The 20,290-nt window shown below is 31.8% G+C and carries 19 protein-coding genes; 8 read left to right on the top strand and 11 right to left on the bottom strand.

Features of this window, described 5'->3' with window-relative positions; genetic code table 11:
• Positions 1 to 3 precede the first annotated feature (3 nt).
• Together GN138_RS10005 and GN138_RS10000 are read right to left on the bottom strand one after the other, a co-directional pair.
• Positions 4 to 873 carry a transporter family protein gene (locus GN138_RS10005; protein WP_157363669.1) on the bottom strand — a complete coding sequence of 290 codons (870 nt, stop codon included), beginning with the start codon at positions 871 to 873 and terminating at the stop codon, positions 4 to 6.
• 31 nt (positions 874 to 904) lie between these two features.
• Complete coding sequence (locus tag GN138_RS10000) at positions 905 to 1,615, bottom strand: DUF547 domain-containing protein (protein ID WP_157363667.1); 711 nt, start codon at positions 1,613 to 1,615, stop codon at positions 905 to 907.
• A 204-nt stretch (positions 1,616 to 1,819) separates the two neighbouring features.
• Between GN138_RS10000 and GN138_RS09995 the strand changes: the two genes are divergently transcribed.
• From GN138_RS09995 to GN138_RS09970, 6 genes are read left to right on the top strand one after another with little or no spacing between them, the layout of a single operon-like run.
• The gene (locus tag GN138_RS09995; protein WP_157363665.1) at positions 1,820 to 3,124 is read left to right on the top strand and encodes an NAD(P)/FAD-dependent oxidoreductase; all 1,305 of its coding nucleotides are present in this window, start codon (positions 1,820 to 1,822) and stop codon (positions 3,122 to 3,124) included.
• 2 nt (positions 3,125 to 3,126) lie between these two features.
• Complete coding sequence (locus GN138_RS09990) at positions 3,127 to 4,716, top strand: 4Fe-4S binding protein (protein ID WP_157363664.1); 1,590 nt, start codon at positions 3,127 to 3,129, stop codon at positions 4,714 to 4,716.
• Entirely contained in the window at positions 4,716 to 5,543 is an 828-nt protein-coding gene (locus GN138_RS09985; protein WP_157363662.1) for a toxin-antitoxin system YwqK family antitoxin, read from the top strand. Before GN138_RS09990 ends, GN138_RS09985 begins: the two co-directional genes overlap by 1 nt.
• The gene (locus GN138_RS09980) at positions 5,543 to 6,232 is read left to right on the top strand and encodes a glycosyltransferase family 2 protein (protein WP_157363660.1); all 690 of its coding nucleotides are present in this window, start codon (positions 5,543 to 5,545) and stop codon (positions 6,230 to 6,232) included. The genes GN138_RS09985 and GN138_RS09980 overlap by 1 nt, the downstream gene beginning before the upstream one ends.
• Positions 6,233 to 6,288: 56 nt before the next feature.
• Positions 6,289 to 7,722, top strand: a complete 1,434-nt coding sequence (locus GN138_RS09975; protein ID WP_157363980.1) for a cellulose synthase family protein — start codon at positions 6,289 to 6,291, stop codon at positions 7,720 to 7,722.
• Entirely contained in the window at positions 7,719 to 9,131 is a 1,413-nt protein-coding gene (locus GN138_RS09970; RefSeq protein ID WP_317162733.1) for a mannosyltransferase, read from the top strand. The genes GN138_RS09975 and GN138_RS09970 overlap by 4 nt, the downstream gene beginning before the upstream one ends.
• Positions 9,132 to 9,165: 34 nt before the next feature.
• On the opposite strand, the gene GN138_RS09965 is transcribed toward GN138_RS09970, so the two are convergent.
• The 6 genes from GN138_RS09965 to GN138_RS09940 all read right to left on the bottom strand — a co-directional run bounded on the left by GN138_RS09965 (position 9,166) and on the right by GN138_RS09940 (position 15,352).
• Complete coding sequence (locus GN138_RS09965) at positions 9,166 to 9,543, bottom strand: hypothetical protein (RefSeq protein ID WP_157363658.1); 378 nt, start codon at positions 9,541 to 9,543, stop codon at positions 9,166 to 9,168.
• A 369-nt stretch (positions 9,544 to 9,912) separates the two neighbouring features.
• On the bottom strand, positions 9,913 to 10,239 hold the full coding sequence (locus GN138_RS09960; RefSeq protein ID WP_157363656.1) for a hypothetical protein: 327 nt from the start codon (positions 10,237 to 10,239) through the stop codon (positions 9,913 to 9,915).
• A gap of 44 nt (positions 10,240 to 10,283) precedes the next feature.
• Entirely contained in the window at positions 10,284 to 11,813 is a 1,530-nt protein-coding gene (locus tag GN138_RS09955) for a bifunctional GNAT family N-acetyltransferase/carbon-nitrogen hydrolase family protein (RefSeq protein WP_157363654.1), read from the bottom strand.
• Positions 11,814 to 11,815: 2 nt separating this feature from the next.
• Positions 11,816 to 12,793 (bottom strand): deoxyhypusine synthase family protein, encoded by a 978-nt coding sequence (locus GN138_RS09950; protein WP_157363652.1) that lies wholly within the window; start codon positions 12,791 to 12,793, stop codon positions 11,816 to 11,818.
• Positions 12,783 to 13,724, bottom strand: coding sequence for an agmatinase (gene speB / locus GN138_RS09945; protein WP_157363650.1), 942 nt, complete (start codon positions 13,722 to 13,724; stop codon positions 12,783 to 12,785). Before speB ends, GN138_RS09950 begins: the two co-directional genes overlap by 11 nt.
• 173 nt (positions 13,725 to 13,897) lie before the next feature.
• Positions 13,898 to 15,352, bottom strand: a complete 1,455-nt coding sequence (locus tag GN138_RS09940) for an arginine decarboxylase (RefSeq protein WP_157363648.1) — start codon at positions 15,350 to 15,352, stop codon at positions 13,898 to 13,900.
• A 539-nt stretch (positions 15,353 to 15,891) separates the two neighbouring features.
• On the opposite strand from GN138_RS09940, the gene GN138_RS09935 reads away from it, so the two are divergent.
• Positions 15,892 to 16,329, top strand: a complete 438-nt coding sequence (locus GN138_RS09935) for a carboxypeptidase-like regulatory domain-containing protein (protein ID WP_157363646.1) — start codon at positions 15,892 to 15,894, stop codon at positions 16,327 to 16,329.
• A 194-nt stretch (positions 16,330 to 16,523) separates the two neighbouring features.
• Positions 16,524 to 17,540 carry a transglutaminase domain-containing protein gene (locus tag GN138_RS09930; protein WP_317162737.1) on the top strand — a complete coding sequence of 339 codons (1,017 nt, stop codon included), beginning with the start codon at positions 16,524 to 16,526 and terminating at the stop codon, positions 17,538 to 17,540.
• A 4-nt stretch (positions 17,541 to 17,544) separates the two neighbouring features.
• Here GN138_RS09930 and GN138_RS09925 read toward each other — a convergent pair whose 3' ends face one another.
• Genes GN138_RS09925 through GN138_RS09915 form a run of 3 tightly spaced genes read right to left on the bottom strand, consistent with a single transcriptional unit; the run spans position 17,545 to position 20,279 of the window.
• Entirely contained in the window at positions 17,545 to 18,387 is an 843-nt protein-coding gene (locus GN138_RS09925) for a pseudouridine synthase (RefSeq protein ID WP_157363642.1), read from the bottom strand.
• Positions 18,388 to 18,428: 41 nt separating this feature from the next.
• Positions 18,429 to 19,376 carry a carbon-nitrogen hydrolase family protein gene (locus tag GN138_RS09920; RefSeq protein WP_157363641.1) on the bottom strand — a complete coding sequence of 316 codons (948 nt, stop codon included), beginning with the start codon at positions 19,374 to 19,376 and terminating at the stop codon, positions 18,429 to 18,431.
• The gene (locus GN138_RS09915; protein ID WP_157363640.1) at positions 19,377 to 20,279 is read right to left on the bottom strand and encodes a geranylgeranylglycerol-phosphate geranylgeranyltransferase; all 903 of its coding nucleotides are present in this window, start codon (positions 20,277 to 20,279) and stop codon (positions 19,377 to 19,379) included.
• Between the last annotated feature and the right edge of the window lie 11 nt (positions 20,280 to 20,290).

The raw sequence follows: 20,290 nt of genomic DNA, 5'->3' as shown, positions 1-20,290 counted from the left end.
ATCTTAAAACAATGCCCTTAATCCTATATTAAATGTTTCACCTAAACCAGTATTATTGCCTCTTACAAAATTGGTATAAAGCGTTTCTATATTTAACACTTTAGTGAGTTGATATTTAAATCCACCACCTAAGGCTGTAAAATCTTGCTCAAAATCATTACCTGTATCTATACGCTGAGAATGTTGTGCCAAAACCAAAACCGTAAACTTATCACTTGGAAAATAACTTAGAAAAACACCTGGTGTTAAGTTAAGACTGTTGTTTGCGAAACTATCTTCTTTTTTACCAAAATTATATTCTGTGTTTAGCTCAGTAAAAATTTGCCAATCACCACTTGGAAACGTATAATCGTAGAAAAATCTATTCTGAAAAATAAAACCTTTCTGATCCAAAAACACACCATCCTCAGATTCATTATCAACTAAAGGAATATGAAAAGCAGTCTGTACTGTAAAGTTTGACACATTTTTAAATGGATTAAATTTTATAGCAGGTGCAAATGATGTAAAACCAGAACGCGCTGTACCTGTTTCGCCATCAAAAGAAAATACGTCTAACGCATCTCTATCAGCAATGACATTAGATCTAAATTCTAAAAGCAATCCAACATTAAAATTACTACTCTCAGAAACACCAGTAAACACATCTAAAGTAGATGTAAAAAAGGTTTCTCTCGGCTCTTTGCCATCATTAAATGTACTTTCGGTTTGGGTATATAAATTATTAAACCACTTTATATCCCATTGGCCTTTATCTAATAATTTTGAAGGTGTATATTCTTGTATTACACTTTTCTGTACCTTTTCATCTTCTTGAGAAAATCCTAGAAATGTAACCACCATTGCTAGGATTGCTAAACTAATTTTTTTCATTGCTTTTTTTTTAAAGTTGATTATTATTTAATTATTGTTTGTTTAAATTCCAGTTGTAGGTAAAATAAGTGAGCTTAAAATTCTCTGGAATTTTTTCTGTTCTATACTTATTTATAAACTCTATTTCAGTTATGCCATCCATGGTAAAATCTTCTTTGTACCATTTCATAATTTCAGAAGCTTCTACCTTTTTCTTCTTGGTATTAACCTTTAGAAAACTACCATTTAAAGCCACTTTTGTTTGTTTATCTAATTGTGCCTCTAAAGTATTTGGCATGTAAGCTTCACTAATTAAAGGCGGACAACCCAAGGCTCCACAAACCAATACAAAATGAAAACGCGCATCCTTAAAATTACCTCTTAGTAACTTATGTTCTATATCATTTAATGTAATGGTCTTACCTCCTAAACTATAGGTTGTTTTATCAAAAAAACCAGCATTATCTAAAGGCGATTTAGTTGGGTAGTTATCTATGATGCCTTTGATTACAGAAATATTATAGGCATTAATCCAAAAGGCTTTATAATTATTGGCATCTGAAACTTTAACTGTAATACCACTTGCAATTTTTAAAAGTTCATCTATTTCAGATTGGTCCTTATGTATATTTGCATAATCAACTTTTCCTTTAGAAACATGCTTATTTAAAAAAGAATTAGTCTCTGTAAAAAATGAATTTAAGTCTTGTGCACTAACACTAAAAGTGAATAATAGTGCGATTAAAAAATGGTATACTTTCATAATGTTTTAGTGTTAATTTTAAATTTAATAGTCTCTAGGTCGCATAGAAATATTAACACTTACACCATGTTAAAAAAATAATAACAGATTCTTAAAACCTAAAACCTTACAAAAGTTTCCCTATTTAAATTCTTTCTAAATAATAAGCATTTCTTAAGTTCTTACCTTTAACTCCGACAGACCTCTTAACTAACATAAAAAACCATGGAGCACATCGTTATTATAGGCAACGGAATTTCTGGCGTTACATTAGCCAGACATATCCGAAAACTATCTGACAAGAAGATTACAATTATCTCTGCTGAAACAGATTATTTCTTTTCACGTACAGCATTAATGTATGTGTACATGGGACACATGAAGTTTGAACACACGCAACCTTACGAAAACTGGTTTTGGAAAAAGAACAGAATTGAACTTAAAAAAGGCTACGTAAAAACGGTAGAAACGAAGTCTAAAACACTATATTTTGCGGAAGGAGACACCATGCAATATGATAAATTGATTATTGCAACCGGAAGTAAACCTAACAAATTTGGTTGGCCAGGACAAGATTTAGAAGGCGTAATGGGCATGTATCATAAGCAAGATTTAGAAAATCTTGAAAAACATGCACCCAATAAAGAGGTCTGTAAACGCGCTGTAATTGTTGGTGGTGGTTTAATAGGAATTGAATTAGCAGAAATGTTGAACTCTAGAAGTATACCTGTAACTTTTTTAGTAAGAGAAGATAGTTTTTGGAATGGTGTTTTACCTGAAGGCGAAAGCGGAATGATTAACAGGCACATAAAAAATCATCATATAGATTTAAGGCTTTCTACAAATTTAAAAGAAATTAAATCGGACGAAAATGGAAACGTTAAGTCCGTTATTATTGAAGAAACAGGAGAAGAAATTCCATGTAATGTGGTTGGATTAACGGCTGGAGTAACACCAAATATTGATTTCTTAAAAGATTCTGAAATTGAATTAGGACGAGGTGTAAAAGTGAATCGTTTTTTAGAAACTAACGTAAAAGATGTTTATGCTATAGGAGATTGTGCCGAGCAACATGAAGCCATTGGCAACCGCAGACCTATAGAAGCCGTTTGGTATACAGGTAGAATGATGGGCGAAACTTTAGCACAAACCATTTGTGGCAATAAAATAGAATACAAACCAGGGCATTGGTTTAACTCAGCAAAATTTTTAGACATTGAATATCAAACATACGGTTGGGTATTTGGAGAACGTGGTCGACCAGAATACGAAAAACACTTTCATTGGAAACATAATGATGACACTAAATGCATAACCGTAGCTTACCACAAAGACACTAAAGAGTTTTTAGGCATTAACACCTTTGGAATACGAATGCGCCATGAAACTTTTGATACCTGGTTAACAGAAAAAAAAGATGTTGATTACGTTATAAATCATTTACCTGAAGCCAATTTTGATCCAGAATTCTATTCAAAATTTGAAAACGAAATATTAAAAGCATACAACAACCAATTACAAACTGCATAAACATGAGCAATAAATTAAACCACAGTATGTCATTGGCTAAACCTGATGCTTTAAACATATCAAACAAACAAAAAGTAGCCTTAGCTGTTGGAGTTATAGGTTTATTCATTTTAGTTTTAGCCTTGTTTAATACTAATTTCCCTAACAAAGCCGTTTTCTTATCCCTTTCATTAGGTTTAATTACAGTTGGTACAATTATATATGCTAGAGAAGCCTACCTCACTAAATTAGAAGGTATAAAAAACGATGGCGTTTGGTTTAAATCCATTTCTTCACGTGGTGTTTGGGGTTGGATTGTTGGTGTAATACTAACTACCTTTTATATTGTCCTTTATTTCTTTCCAAAGTATTTAGGTTTAGGTTCAGATGGTGAAGCTAATACAGGCTTAATAGGTTTATTTGACCCTCTAAGTCAATTATTAAGTGGTAGAAATGCAAGTCAATGGTTTGTTTATGGCACTTTATATACAGTTGCTATACTAGCATTTGGTTATAAATTTATTCTAAAATACAGACATAATCGCTACCAGCAATTGCGTACTGTTTCTGTAATGTTTTTTCAGCTAGGCTTTGCATTTTTGATTCCAGAATTCATGTACGTTATGAATAACGATTTACCGTATTACGACCTTAAAAGTATTTGGCCACTTAACTATTATATTTTTGATGAATGGTCTGTTAATGGTTTTCTTTCTAACGGAAATATTGGATTGGCATTACTACTGTTTGGTATTATATCCATATTTGTAATTACACCAATCCTTACGTACAAATACGGAAAGCGTTGGTATTGTTCTTGGGTTTGTGGTTGTGGTGGATTAGCAGAAACAGCAGGTGATTCATTTAGACAGTTATCATCTAAAAAAATGTCTGCTTGGAAATTAGAACGATGGTTAATACATACCGTTTTAGTATTTTCTGTAGTGATGACAACCGCAATGATATATACTTATCTAGGTTACGACAAAAATGATTTTTGGCTAACACGAGGTGTTTTTATTAGTTTAGTTATTGGCTTTTTAACTTTGGTTTTTGTTGCCGTTATGTTTTTTAAAAGACAAGAACTTGGTAAAGATGCTAAATATGGTGCTATTGGCTTTTCCGCTGTGATTGCGTTACTGCTTATTATGCACTTTACAGGTACAACAGAACATATTTTTTATATAAAAGCTGGCGCTTTAAGGTCTGCTTATGGCTTATATATTGGTTCAATTTTTTCTGGTGTTATTGGTACTGGGTTCTACCCTATTTTAGGTAATAGATCATGGTGTCGTTTTGGATGCCCAATGGCAGCAATACTTGGATTTCAACAACGTTTGTTTTCTAAATTTAGAATTACAACAAATGGCGGACAATGTATTTCTTGTGGTAACTGTTCTAACAGTTGCGAGATGGGGATAGACGTACGTGCATATGCCCAAAAAGGTGAAAACATTGTACGGTCTAGCTGTGTAGGCTGCGGTATTTGTTCAGCGGTTTGCCCAAGAGGTGTTCTTAAACTAGAGAATGATAGCATGAAAGGAAGAATTAACCCAACAGAAATTTTATTAGGTAACGATGTTGATTTAATGGATTTAGTAAATCAGAAATAATGCGCGTTTTTCTATTTTTATTATTTTTTTCATCCTTGGCATTTGGTCAAAAAAACTACATTAAAAATACCTATGATAACGGTAAAATTAGTTCCAAAGGTTGGCTTCAAAACAATCTAAAAATTGACTATTGGTATTTTTATCACACCAATGGCCAATTAAAAAAACATGGTGCTTTTCTCAATGAAAAAGAGAATGGGTTTTGGAGTTTTTATGATAAAAACGGAAACATTGAGGCTTATGGTTATTTTAAAGACGGACTTAAAATAAACCATTGGAAAACATTTTATAACAATAGACTTTTAGAAGAAGGCCATTATAATAATGGCAAACGATCTAAATATTGGAAATTTTATTTCCCAAACGGAAGATTAAAAGAAAAGGGACATTATAAAGACGATGAAAAAACCTCCTACTGGAAAACCTATTTCAACAATGGAAAACTAGCCAATGAAGGTCGATATTTAAATGGAAAACAAACAGGGTATTGGCGATTTTTTTATAAAAATGGACAAATTGAAAAAGTTGGTGACTATAAGTTAGGAAAACTCACTAGCTATTGGCAATTTTACAGCGAAAATGGCTTTAAAACCTCAGAAGGTCATTTTGTGAATGGCAAGAAAGATAGTTGGTGGTTATTTTACGATGAAAATGAAAAAATTAATCACAAATGTCAATTAACTAACAATAAAAAAAATGGATATTGTCTCATGTATAAAAATGAAGAATTAATAGCGGCTTCAAAATATTCTAAAGGAAAAAAACTTAAAGAATGGACAGACTTAAAATCATTTAAAAGAGACAATAAACTATCAGATTTAAAATAATGTCCAATATAAAAGTTATAATTCCTGCGTATAACGAAGAAGCGTCTATTCCTCTGGTTATAAAAGCTATTCCCAACCTAGTAGATGAAATTATTGTTGTTAGTAACAACTCTACCGATAATACAGAGATAAATGCAAAAAATGCTGGAGCAACTGTTTTAGTTGAAAACCAAAAAGGATACGGTTTTGCCTGCTTAAAAGGCATGAACTATATTTCTCAACAAAAAAACAAACCTGATATTGTAGTTTTTTTAGATGGAGATTACAGTGATTATCCTGAAGAATTAACCAAAATAACTCAACCTATTATTGAAGAAAACGTTGATTTTGTAATAGGAGCAAGAGTTAAAAAATTAAGAGAAGAAGGTTCTATGACCAAACCTCAAATTTTTGGCAATTGGCTAGCTACCAGTTTAATGAAGTTAATATTCAATTCTACATTTACAGATTTAGGCCCTTTTAGAGCCATAAAATATAACAAGCTTTTAGGGTTAAACATGGAAGACAAAACTTATGGATGGACGGTAGAAATGCAACTAAAAGTTTTAAAGCAAAAATTAACTTACAGAGAAATACCTGTTAATTATAGAAATAGAATTGGTGTCTCAAAAGTTTCAGGAACGATAAAAGGTGCTATCTTTGCAGGCGTAAAAATCTTAACGTGGATTTTTAAATATAGTTTTAAGTGATATACATTCAATATACCATAATTGTAATTTACACAATTGCCATTGTACTCATTTTTATGTACGCTTTGGCGCAATTAAATTTACTCTATAATTACCTCTCTTCAAAAAAGAAAAGAGACGATAGCGACACCTTTGATTTTTCTAATGATGAAGAAATACCAATGGTTACCATACAACTTCCTGTTTATAACGAGATGTATGTAATGGAACGGTTGTTAGACAACATTGCGCTTCTAGAATACCCAAAAGACAAGTTAGAAATTCAGGTTTTAGATGATTCTACAGATGAAACGGTTTCTACCACTAAAGCACATATTGAGCAATTAGCCAAAACAGGTTTAGATATAAAACATATTACCCGAACAGACCGAAGTGGTTTTAAAGCTGGTGCACTAAAAGAAGGTTTAGAAATTGCAAAAGGCGAATTTATTGCCATTTTTGATGCTGATTTTTTACCACAACCCAATTGGCTAAAACGTACTGTGCCTTATTTTAAAAACAAAAAAATTGGTGTTGTACAAACACGTTGGGGACACATTAACAGAAACTATTCTTTACTAACAAAAATTCAAGCTTTTGCTTTAGATGCGCATTTTACTTTAGAACAAGTAGGTAGAAATAGTAAAGGCCATTTTATTAATTTTAACGGCACTGCTGGTGTTTGGCGTAAAGCATGTATTCTAGATGCTGGTAATTGGGAAGGCGATACACTTACAGAAGACTTAGATTTAAGTTACAGAGCACAACTAAAAAATTGGGAATTTAAATATTTAGAAGATGTTGAAACCCCTGCAGAATTACCTATTGTAATTAGTGCTGCGCGTTCTCAACAATTTCGTTGGAACAAAGGTGGTGCAGAAAACTTTAGAAAAATGCTCTGGCGTGTTGTAAAATCTAATAATATTTCTGCTAAAACTAAGATTCATGGTTTACTTCATTTATTAAATAGCTCTATGTTTTTAAGCATTTTTACGGTGGCTATTTTAAGTATACCAATGTTGTATATTAAAAATGAATATGCGCATTTAAGAAACTATTTTTATATAATGAGTTTCTTTGTAATGAGTACCATGATTTTCTTTGTGTGCTACTGGTTTATGTACAAAAACATTTATGGAAGTGGCTTTAAAAAATTCTTTAGTTATATTGGGATGTTCTTTACGTTCTTTTCAATAGCTATGGGCTTTTCACTTCATAATTCTATAGCCGTTATTGAAGGTCATATTGGTAAGAAAAGTGAATTTGTACGTACACCTAAATTCAATATTAAGAAGTTTAAAGACAACTGGAAAAACAATAAATACCTCCGTAAAAAAGTATCGCCTAATGTTGTTATTGAGGGATTCTTAATGGTTTATTTCGCATTTGGAATGTATAGTGCTTTTATTGTTGGTGACCAAGGTGGTGATTTTGGATTGTTTCCTTTTCACTTAATGTTATTTATTGGTTTTGCTTATGTGTTTTTTAAATCACTGACCTCCAAAGTGTGATTACGCTCTGGAAATATCACAAAATTCCTCTTCTATTTTCTGTTTTAAGTAGTTTATTCTATGTGGCCTTTGCCTATGATTTAGTGCGTTCAGATTCCACTAAGTTAATATTACTTTACACTGCACTTTTTGCATTTGCTTTTAAAATTATAAAGACTACAGGGTTTAATACTTCGACTTCGCTCAGCACAGGTTTTAAATTATTAGTTGTTTTCTCTATTGTATTTCGGTTGTTGTTTCTATTTGCAACTCCTAATTTATCTCAAGATTTTTATCGATTTATATGGGATGGACGTATGGCTTTAGAAGGCTTTAATCCGTATTTATATACACCAGATTACATTATAAATCAAGCTGGAACAAAAATTAAATCTGCACAAGAGTTGTATAACGGTATGGGAAGTTTAAGTGCTTCGCATTTTACAAATTATCCTCCAATAAATCAACTCTGTTTTGTAGTGGCAAATTTATTTCCAGGGCAAAGTATTTTGAGCTCAGTTATCGGTTTAAGACTTATAATCATTGCTGCTGACATTGGTACCTTATACTTTGGAAAAAAGCTTTTAGAACGTTTAAAATTACCTTCGCGTAGAATCTTTTGGTACATTTTAAATCCATTCATAATTATAGAATTAACAGGAAATCTTCATTTTGAAGGTGTTATGATTTTCTTCCTTGTTTGGTCTTTATATTTATTACATTCTGGCAATTGGAAATGGGCAGCTGTGGTTTTGGCTTGTTCTATTTCGGTAAAATTAATTCCGCTGATGTTGTTACCTTTGTTTTTTAACCATTTTAAAAGGTCACAAGAACGCAGTAAATCAAGAGCATTTTTAGACAAAATCAAGAACCTAAATTTACTACGATTAGTTGCTTTTTACTCCATAGTTATTGCCTCTATAATTTTGCTTTTTATTCCATTTTTTTCCATGGAATTTGTAAATAATTATTCAAAAACTGTTGGATTATGGTTTGGAAATTTTGAGTTTAATGCGAGTATTTATTATCTCGCCAGAGCCATAGGCTATGCCATAACAGGTTATAACGAAATTGCAATAATCGGTAAGATTTTACCAGTTATTTCAATACTTATCATTTTGGGCTTTTCATTCTTTAAAGACAATAGCAATTTACCAAAACTGATAACTTCAATGCTATTGACTCTTACGCTATACTTATTTTTAAGTACAACGGTTCATCCTTGGTATATTGCTACTTTGGTCATTTTATGTGTGTTTACCAATTATAAATTTCCATTGATTTGGTCTTTGGTAGTTGTACTTAGTTATTTGGCTTACACAAACACAACATTTTCAGAAAATTTATGGGTAATTGGCTTAGAGTATAGTATTGTATTTGCCGTATTTACATGGGAAGTTATACTAAAAAAAAGACTGCCAGTTAACTAGCAGTCCATTTTATAACTTAATTACTAAAATTGCATTATTTCATCTTTTTTACTTCTAATATTTTATAGCTCTCAAAAGTTTCAATATAACCGTTATCGTCTTCTTCTTCGTATTCAGTTATTTCATATGTAATTTGAAAACGTTTCCCTATCATTTCATCAGACTTAAGATTTACAGCTTTTAAAGCTGCTTCCGAAATTTCTGTAAAGAACATCGTTACTTCACTTTCCTCATCATCTTCGTCTTCTTGAATAATAAAAGCATAACCATCTTCGGCATCATAACCGTCAAAAGTAGCTATCGTCGTCACTTTTTGTTTGTCTTGTATTTTAGTTCTTTTTTCTAAAAATGCGTTTGCACTAAAGACAATGATTGAGCATATAAATACAAGTATAAATTGTTTTTTTTTCATGTTACTAAAAATTAAAATTCTTGTTTAAATTCCTATGTTTTAAATTTCAGATATAGACGCATCATTACGACCAAGGTTTTACAATCCTTGTTGCATCTTTAACTTAATAAATTGTGGTTTTGGGAATTTGCTACCTCAAGCCCAAATGCTTTTAGAATATAACCTTAAGGCTATAATTACTGTAGCGATAGTTGTTGAAGTTCTTTTTTTAGTCTAACTAACTTTTAGATTAAGTTTTATTTAGCATTGCACACGTAATACATAATAATAGGCTATAAAATGAATATTGCTTATTTCAACCGTTACATTTTCTATAACATTATAATGAGCAACAAATTAAAAAATGATTTGAAAATGAAGAACAAAGATTTATCCAAAATCTTCGTCCTCTGCTCCAGGTTCTAATTCTGGGTCAACAACTGCGTTTGGATCATCATTATCAAAATCTTCATAATCATCTACATCATAATTCTCCATAGTCTGCTCTAGCTTTGTACTTACTTTTACTAAATACTTAGTATCTTCAGTTGTAACTTCAACAGCTTCTACAATTTCATTCTTTGCATTTTTAAACGAAATCACATTAATATCATCGTAGCCATCTGGGTATTTCTCCACAAGGAGGGCTAAAATTTCTGGTGTTAATTTTTTAAAATCTACGATAACTCGTTTTAAATGTGCGTCTTTCGGTTTCATTTTCTAATAAAATTTCTAGTGCTAATTTTTTTTAAATATAATACTTATTTGTTTACTCGTACAACATCATAAACATCTTTTCTTCTATCTTTTAAATTTTTTACAGCTCCAAAAGCATGTAATTCTCTTAAAAGACTGAGGTCCACATCCGCCACTAAAATCATTTCTGTGTTGGTAGTAGCTTCTGCTTTTATACCATTACTAGGAAACGAAAAATCGCAAGGTGTAAACACAGCTGATTGTGCATACTGAATATCCATATTATTTACATTTGGCAAATTACCAACGCTACCTGCTATGGCAACATAACACTCATTTTCTACCGCTCTTGCTTGCGCACACAGACGAACTCTAGAATATCCATTTTGTGTATCTGTTAAGAATGGTACAAATAAAATGTCCATGCCTTCATCTGCCAATAGCCGTGACAACTCAGGAAATTCAGAATCATAACAAATTAAAATACCTATTTTACCTGCATCAGTTTCAAACGTTTTTAACTCATTTCCGCGTTGCATTCCCCAAACTTTAGCTTCATCTGGTGTGACATGGATTTTTTCATAGCGCTCTAAACTCCCGTCCCTTCTGCATAAATATCCAACATTAAACAATACATCATCTACCAATTCTGGCATACTACCTGTAATAATATTTATGTTATATGAAATAGACAATTGTTGCATTTTCTCAACAATAACCTTAGTGTAACCCGCTAATTCTCTAATGGCTTGTGGCTCGTGCAAATGATTGTACTTTGCCATTAAGGGTGCATTAAAAAACTCAGGAAATACAGCAAAATCTGAACGATAAGCAGACACACTATCTACAAAATATTCTACCTGTTGCATCAACGCCTCTAAATCTTTGTAAGGACGCATTTGCCATTGAATAAGACCTAATCTTACTATGGTTTTTATTGCAGAAGCTCTTTTGCTTTTTTTGGTATAATAAATATTATCCCATTCCATTAAAACAGCATATTCATTTGATGCTGTATCGCCTTCTAAATAGCCTTTTAAAACCCTTACAGGGTGAAAATCGTTAGAAATTTGAAAGTTTAAAACTGGATCGTGTATTTCCTTTCGTTTTACCTTTTCAATATATTCTTTTGGTGTAAACTGCTTGTGCTTATGGTAATTTGGCATTCGCCCACCAAAAACAATTCCTTTTAAATTAAGGGTTTCACAGATTTCTTTTCTGTAATCATATAAACGTCTTCCTAATCGTAATCCTCTGTATTCTGGTTTAATAAATACATCTATTCCGTAAAGTACGTCGCCATTGGCATCGTGCTTTTTAAACGTATCTCCTTTTATAATATCTGCATACGTATGCTCATCATCTATACTGTCATAATCAACAATAAGCGATAATGCACAACCTGCAATATTACCATCAATTTTTATAACCACTTGTCCTTGCGGAAAAATAGAAGTTAAACGTTCTATATGATGTTTTTTCCAGTAGGAATCTAAAACACCTCCATAAGATTCTAAGGTTGCTGACTTTAATTCTTCAAAATCATCAACCGTTAGAAACTTTAATTCAATGTTATCAATCTTGTGATTGTCCATGATTACATATCCAAGAGATAAGCAAAAATTAATGGTGCAACAATGGTAGCATCACTTTCTATGATGAACTTTGGTGTATTAATATCTAGTTTTCCCCAAGTTATTTTTTCGTTTGGCACAGCACCTGAATACGACCCATAACTGGTTGTACTATCACTAATTTGACAAAAATAACTCCAAAATGGCGTGTCTACTCGCTCCATATCTTGGTATAACATTGGCACTACACAAATAGGGAAATCACCTGCAATTCCGCCTCCAATCTGAAAGAAACCAATACCATCTTTAGAATTTTCTGTGTACCAATCTGCTAAAAACGTCATGTATTCTATACCAGATTTCATAGTGCTTGCTTTTAACTCGCCTTTAAGTACGTAGCTTGCAAAAATGTTTCCCATGGTACTATCTTCCCAACCAGGACATACTATAGGCAAGTTTTTTTCAGCAGCAGCATACATCCAAGAATCTTTTAAATCTATTTCATAATGCTCTTCTAAAACACCAGATAACAATAATTTGTACATATACTCGTGTGGCAAATAGCGTTCACCTTTAGCTTCAGCTTCTTTCCAAATTTCAACAATATGTTCTTGTATTCTTCTAAAGGCTTCCTCTTCTGGAATACAAGTGTCAGTTACTCGGTTTAAGCCTTTTTCTAATAAATCCCACTCGTCTTGAGGTGTTAAATCTCTGTAATTTGGTACACGTTTGTAATGTGAATGTGCTACCAAATTCATGATATCCTCCTCTAAATTGGCACCTGTACAAGACACAATTTGCACCTTATCTTTACGAATCATTTCTGCAAAAATCTTTCCTAATTCTGCAGTACTCATAGCGCCAGCTAATGACACTAACATCTTTGCACCATTATTTAATTGCGCTTCGTAGCCTTTTGCTGCATCAACTAATGCAGCCGCATTAAAATGTAAATAATACTTTTCAATGAATTTTGAAATTTCGCCTTTATTAGTAGTCATCTTCTGATTGGAATTTAGATTTTTTTTGTCCTTGGTTTTTTGAATCGTTGAAGTTACTTTCAAAAGTATCTTCACTATCTTCATTCTGAAACTTGTAACTTAACATTTTGTAATAGAGTTTTGCGGCTAAAAAGTCAGATGATTTTTCATTTTCATTGGGGCATAATTCAACGATATCAAAACCAACTACATTCTTTTCTTCAAACACTTGTTTTAAAAACTCTAAAGTTTCATAATACAATAATCCACCTGGTTCTGGTGTGCCAGTACTTGGCATAATTGAAGGGTCTAGTGCATCTAAATCGAATGTAATAAATACGTTCTCTGTCATTTGGTCTATGGCAGAATCCATCCAACTATCATCTTCAGCCATCTCGTGCGCAAAGTATGTTTTCTCTTCGTCCATAACGGTTTTCTCAATGCTATCCATTGAGCGAATACCAACCTGAATTAAGTTAGTGGTTTGGCTCGCTTCATAAACAGCACAAGCATGGTTACAGGTAGAACCTTCATAGCTTTCTCGTAAATCTGCGTGAGCATCAATATGTAAAACCGTTAAATCCGAGAACATTTCGTTAAAGGCTCTAATAGTGCCAATTGAAATAGAATGTTCACCACCAAAAATAGTTACGAATTTATTCTTTTTAATATACTTCTTGGTAGCTTGGTGCACGGCTTCTACCATAGCTTCTGGCGACGCGTTTTCTATAACAGCATCTGCTAAAAATACACCTTGTTGGTAAACTTCTGAGTCCGTTTCAATATCATAAAGCTCCATATTTTCAGAAGCATCTAAAAAAGCATCAGGACCTTTATCAGCTCCTTTTTGCCATGTGCTTGTACCATCGTAAGGTACAGGAATCAATACAATTTTAGCAGTCTCTAATTTTGCTAAATCTTCTGGTATGCCAGCGTAAGTTTTTGTTTTCATCTTTACTTCCCGTGAAAACGGGAACCTTTTATTATTAAACTTTGATTATATACCTACAAGGTTTTTGAAACCTTCCAGGATAAAAAACACCTCCATAGTCCCATAAAAGGGACTATTTAAACGAGATGAATAATTTTTTACTTTAAAATTTATCTTCTAAATGTTTTTTCAACTTATCTATTTTCTAATAGTGAAGCAGTCTCTATTTTTATCTCTTTCGTCTCTTTCTCTTCAGTTTCATAACCCAAAATGCCTAGTAAATTTTCACTCTTTTGTTGTTCTGCAAACACTTTAGTGGTTAGATTACCTTCTTCATCTTTCTGAATTAAAACATGTTTTGGTGTTGGTATTAAACAATGTTGTAAACCACCAAAACCTCCAATAGTTTCTTGGTAAGCACCAGTGTTAAAAAAGCCAATATATAAATCTTTATCCTTGTTGTATTTTGGTAAATAAATAGCATTAACGTGTTGTTCACTGTTGTAATAATCATCGCTATCGCAAGTTAAACCGCCTAAAAGAACACGCTCGTAACTATCATTCCAGCGGTTAATTGGCAACATCACAAAACGCTTATTAATTGCCCAAGTATCTGGTAATGTTGTAATGAAAGATGAGTTAATCATGTTCCATTTTTCACGGTCGTTCTGTTGCTTTTGGTAAAGTATTTTATAAATAGCACCACCGCTTTCGCCTACTGTAAAACTTCCAAATTCAGTAAAAATATTAGGTACATCTACCTCTTCTTCTTCACAAACTAATTTTATTTGGTTTACAATTTCGTCTACCATGTAAGCGTAATCAAAATCGAAAGCCAACGAGTTTTTAATAGGAAAACCTCCTCCTATATTTAGGCTATCTAATGATGGACAAATTTTCTTTAAAGCTGTGTACACTTTTAGACATTTGTGCAACTCGTTCCAGTAATACGCATTATCTCTTATGCCTGTATTAATAAAGAAATGCAACATTTTTAACTCAACCTTTTTATTAGTTTGAATTTGAGATTTGTAAAAAGGTACAATGTTTTTATAACCAATCCCTAAACGCGATGTATAAAATTCAAACTTTGGCTCTTCTTCAGAGGCAATTCTAATACCAACTTGAAACTTACCGTTTATCTCTTCTGATAATAAATCTATTTCTTCATAATTATCAATTATTGGAATACAGTTTTTATGGCCATCATTAATAAGTTCAGCAATATTGGTAATGTATTTTTCGCGTTTAAAACCGTTACTTAATACATAGGTTTTATCTGTTATTTTACCTTCTTTTTTAAGAGCTCTTACAATATCGATATCAAAAGCCGAGGAAGTTTCAATATGAATATCATTAGTTAAAGCTTCATCTAAAACGTGTTTAAAATGCGAGCTTTTAGTACAGTAACAATAGTTGTATTTACCCTTGTAACTGTGTTTATTAAACGCATCAGCAAACCATGTTTTAGCACGCTGAATGTTATTTGAAATTTGAGGTAAATAGGTAAATTTTAAAGGCGCTCCATGTTCTTCAACCAATTTCATTAGGTCGATATTATGGAAACGTAAAGTTTTACCCTCAAGCTTAAATTCTTCTTGAGGAAAGTGAAAGGATTGATCAATGAGATCAATGTATTTATTGTTCATGATGTTAATTAGATAAAATTCCCACCGTAATGGGACTTAAGTATGTAAAATAAAAAATATATGCGTAAACTGTATTAAGGTTACGTTATCTCATACCTGTATTTGGCTTTGTGTAGTTGGTACAAAACCATAAATATGCTGACTAGCAGCTATTGCAGAAGCGGAAGTTAGCTCTAAAATTCGGTTACTTAACCTGTAAGCTGCTCTTGAATATGACTTCCTAATTTTCAAGAACCCGAACATAAAAACATGTTTCAATTGTTCAGCTAAAAACGGGCTTTAAAATCTTAAATAGATTCTACCAATTTTCTCGACAAATGTATATTATTTTTTAATATGAAAAACATTTTTTTATTTTTTTTGAATTCATTTTTAAAACATTAATAATCAACACCCTAGTAAGCATTAACCTATTTTAAGACAAATATAATTACTCACTGTAACTAACACTTTACTCACCCAAACATTGACAATACTCAAAACAATTATTAACTTGTATGCATAAGATCTAGCTTTGATAAAAACAAAATACAGATATTATGAAAACACAATTAACATTACCAAAATCACAGCACTTAAATCTTTTTAGTATAACTAGTTTTATTCTATTACTATTTTTTTCTTTTAATCCCATTATTGCCCAGACTAACTCAACACCAATCACAATAAAAACAACTGAAAAAGAACGCACTGTAAAAGGTATTGTTAGTGATGAAACAGAAAGACTATTAGGCGTAAATATTCTCTTAGAAGGAACAACTACAGGAACTACCACAAATGAAAAAGGTGAATTTACATTCCCAAAAAAATTAAAGACAGGAGACATTTTATTGTTTAGTTATTTGGGTTACGAAACACAAAAGGTGGTGATAAAAGATGACACTTCTTTTATTAAATTAAAGCTGACATTAGATGATGTGACTATGATAGGAACTTTAGATGCCAGAAAGCCGTACAAATCTAAACGTAAGAATTAAGTTGCACAGACAAAAAGTATGTATTATATAAACTTCTCGATACATTTTTATAAAACAGAAAAACACTTGCATTGACGTAAATGTATAATTACAAATAGCAACGTCATATAACGTAGAATACTATTTTAAATAATTTTGAATCGAGAAGCTTTTTAAGTCAACTCAAAAACAAATTTTATTACCTAGAATCTTAAATACTGAAAACATTTTTTTACATATTACTCTTATCCATAGTACTGAAATCACATGCTCAAATTACTGATTTTAGTTATATAGATTTTAAAAAAGCAGATAGCATTGCACTTTCTTACTCAGATGAAAATCTATATAATTTACCTTTATTAGCGTACAAATTAACCTCTAATCTAGATACAGAAGCCGAACAATTTAGAGCTATTTACTACTGGGTTTGCCACAATATCACCAACAATTACAATCTATTTCTAAGAAATAAACATCAGCGAAATCGCTATAAAAATGATAGTTTAAAACTTAGTGAATGGAATAACGATTTTAAGAAAAAACTCTTCAAAAAACTATTAAAAAAGAAAACTACCATTTGTACTGGTTATGCCTATTTGGTAAAAGAACTAGCACAACTTGCCAAATTAGATTGCGAAATTGTGCAAGGTTACGGCAGAGTGAGCACAACAGATATAAATAAACTAGATTTACCCAACCATTCTTGGAATGCCATAAAAATAGACAACAAATGGTATTTGTGTGATCCTACTTGGGCAAGCGGAATTCCAAATCCAAAAACAAATTCGTTTAAATTTGAATATAATGATGGCTTCTTTTTAGCAGAACCAAAACTCTTTGCTATTAATCATTATCCTATTGAAAAAAAATGGTGGCTTTTTGAAGAAAACATACCATCGTTTAAAGATTTTTTAGAAGCTCCTATTATATATGGTAAGGCCTATGAAAATTTAAAATTTCATCATTTCCCAAAGCAAATGCATAAAGACACTAAACTTTTTGAAAACATAACTTTTGACTTTGTAACAAAAGAGCCTCTAAACACAAAAGACATCACATTCTTAATAGACAATGGGTCAGATAGTAAACATATAGAGCCTAATTCTGTTACAATTGAAGATTACCATGTAAAAATAGAACATCAATTTCTAAAAAAAGGCTTTTATGACCTACATGTATACTTTAAAAATGACTTAATTTCAACATATACTTTTAAAGTAAAGCGCTAATTAGTTACATCATTTTTAAGGTATTTACTTCCTGTACAGTTAGATGTTTCCAGTGACCACGAGGAATATCCTTTTTAGTTAAATGGCCAATAGCCACACAATCTATTTTTACAATATCATAGTTAAAGTGTTCAAAAATAGTACGAAGAATAGTGTTTCCTGTATTTTTAATCTTAATACCTACTTGATTTTTAGATTCATCTTGTATGTAACTAATCTCTTCTACTGTTATTAATTTACCATCAACTTTAAAACCATCTTGAATCCTTTTTAAATCTTCAAATTTCAAGTTTTTATCTAATTCAATTTGAAATAAGCGCGCAACACCATTTTTAGAGTTGGTAAATTTTTGCACAACTTTATCATCGTTAGTAAACAATAGTAGACCTAAAGAATTTCTTCCTAAACGGCCAATGGGCTTAATGTTAGCATTTGTGGCATTAGCAACCAAATCCATAACCGTTCTACCTTTCCCTTCTGCAGTTGTAGTGGCAAATCCTTTTGGTTTGTTTAACAATACATAAACTTTAGCTTCTGGAGTAATACGTTGACCATCAAATTTAACCTCGTCAGTACGTTTTACTTTGTAACCCATTTCGGTAACAATTTTACCATTAACGGTTACCAAACCAATAGCGATATTCTCATCGGCTTCGCGACGCGAACAAATCCCAGAATTTGCAATATATTTATTTAAACGAATCTCCTCTGAATTTGATGATGATTTCGCTTTAGTAGTTTTCTTTTTAAAAGGAGCGTTTCCTCTAGCATAACTTTTGTTTTTGCTATTAGCATTTCCTCTTCCCGAAGTTTTTCCTTTTCCTTTGCTATCTTGATTTCTGCTCATGTTGTAATTTTTTGCAAAGGTATAACAATAGTTGATATTAACTATTTAATTTCTACAGTAGTTTGACGTTCTCGGTTTACTATCAGCTTAGTAACATCTGGCCTAGAATAATGACCAACTACATCAAAGTTTTGACGTTCCTCTAAAACACGATTAAAGTCTATAGTTTGAATAATTAATCCTTCGTTGTGTAAAACAGGTTCTATAATCCATTCACCATCTGGGCCAGCAATACAACTCCCTCCATTTGCTAAACTCTCTGGTGCATTTTTTAAAATAGCATCTAAATGCGGTGTATCTTTAGGAAAATCAGCTTTGGTCATTAAGCTAGATACAGATACCACAAAAGAACGTGATTCTCTGGCTATAAAACGTGTAATATCTTTTGTGTTATGGTCACTACCTGGCCAAACGGCAATATGTAAATTTTCGCCTTGTCCGTATAACGCTGTTCTTGGCAAAGGCATCCAATTTTCCCAACAATTTAGACCACCAACGGTAAATGCCTTTAACGGATGTACTTGTAATCCATTACCATCACCAGGAGCCCAGGTTAAGCGTTCATCATAAGTTGGTTGTAATTTTCTATGCACAGATTGCACATTACCCTCTTCATTTATATACACTAAAGATGCGTAAATACTATGACCACCTCTATCTATAGGTCGTTCCATAATACCCAAATAAATAGCTATTTTATTAGCTTTTGCAAGATTACAAACTTCTTCTAATTCACCTTTCTCAATACAAACAGAATTTCTAACATAATGAGCGTGTAATTCTTTATTTACTTTTTTATCCCATTCCGCACCACCAGTTAATGCTAACCAAAATGGATAGCCTGGCAATAAAGCTTCACCAAAAACGATAAGCTCACAGTTTTCTTTTGCTGCATCAATTATAGAGTTTTCTATTTTTTTTAATGTTGATTTTTTATCTAACCAAACTGGTGCAATTTGAGCCATTGCTATTTTTAAAGTAGAACTCATTTAAATACGGTTTAAAACAACTGAAACATCTATTAATAAGATAGAAAAAACACCTGCTACAATTATAACTTTTAAAATATTGTGAAGTACAAGATAATGGGTTTTCTTATTAGACTTTAGCAAAATCACCAGATAAGCCAATAATAATAAAATACTGAGATAAAAGTAATAATACATATGGCCAATTTTAAAAAATGCAATCAATAAAATGGCCGAAATTATCGTAAAAACACCAACTACCGTTAACATACGCTTAGATACTTTTTCTCCATAAACCACAGGAACAGTTCTATAATTGAGCGCTAAATCGCCTTTAATGTTTTCTAAATCTTTAGTTAGTTCTCGCATAGAGATTAGTAAAAACAAAAATACGCCATGAGCAAAAACAACTTTTTCAAAATTATGATAGTAAATAAAAATTACGAAAAATGGTGTTACTGTTAAAATAGCTGAAGCAAGGTTTCCTATAATGGGTTGCTTTTTTAATCGATGGGAGTAAAACCAAATTCCAAAAATATAAAAGGCAAAAAAAATAACAGCCTTAAAGGATACATAGCTCGCAAAAATAACAGCCACAAAATTAAGAACAAAATAAAATGATAATTTAGTGTTTTGACTGACCAGCCGATCTAGCATTGTTTTTCTCGGTTTATTAATTAAGTCTTTTTCAGAATCGTAAAAATTATTAATAATATAACCAGAGGCAACTGTAGCTGATGAAGCTAACACAAGCATCAATAGATTAACATCTAATAAAACAGATTTTAAAGGTTTATGATGTGCAAAAATATATACCGAAGCTAAATATTGTGCAATTACAATGACGAGAATATTGTAACCTCTTACTACAGAAAACAGGCTGAAAAATTTAAGAAGAATATGTTTCTGCCGTCTTGATAGCATGATTTAATTAG

Source organism: Winogradskyella endarachnes (genome assembly GCF_009741275.1).
Taxonomy (GTDB): domain Bacteria; phylum Bacteroidota; class Bacteroidia; order Flavobacteriales; family Flavobacteriaceae; genus Winogradskyella; species Winogradskyella endarachnes.
Note: the sequence above shows the minus strand (reverse complement) of the source record. Positions and strands in the feature narration are given on the sequence as shown.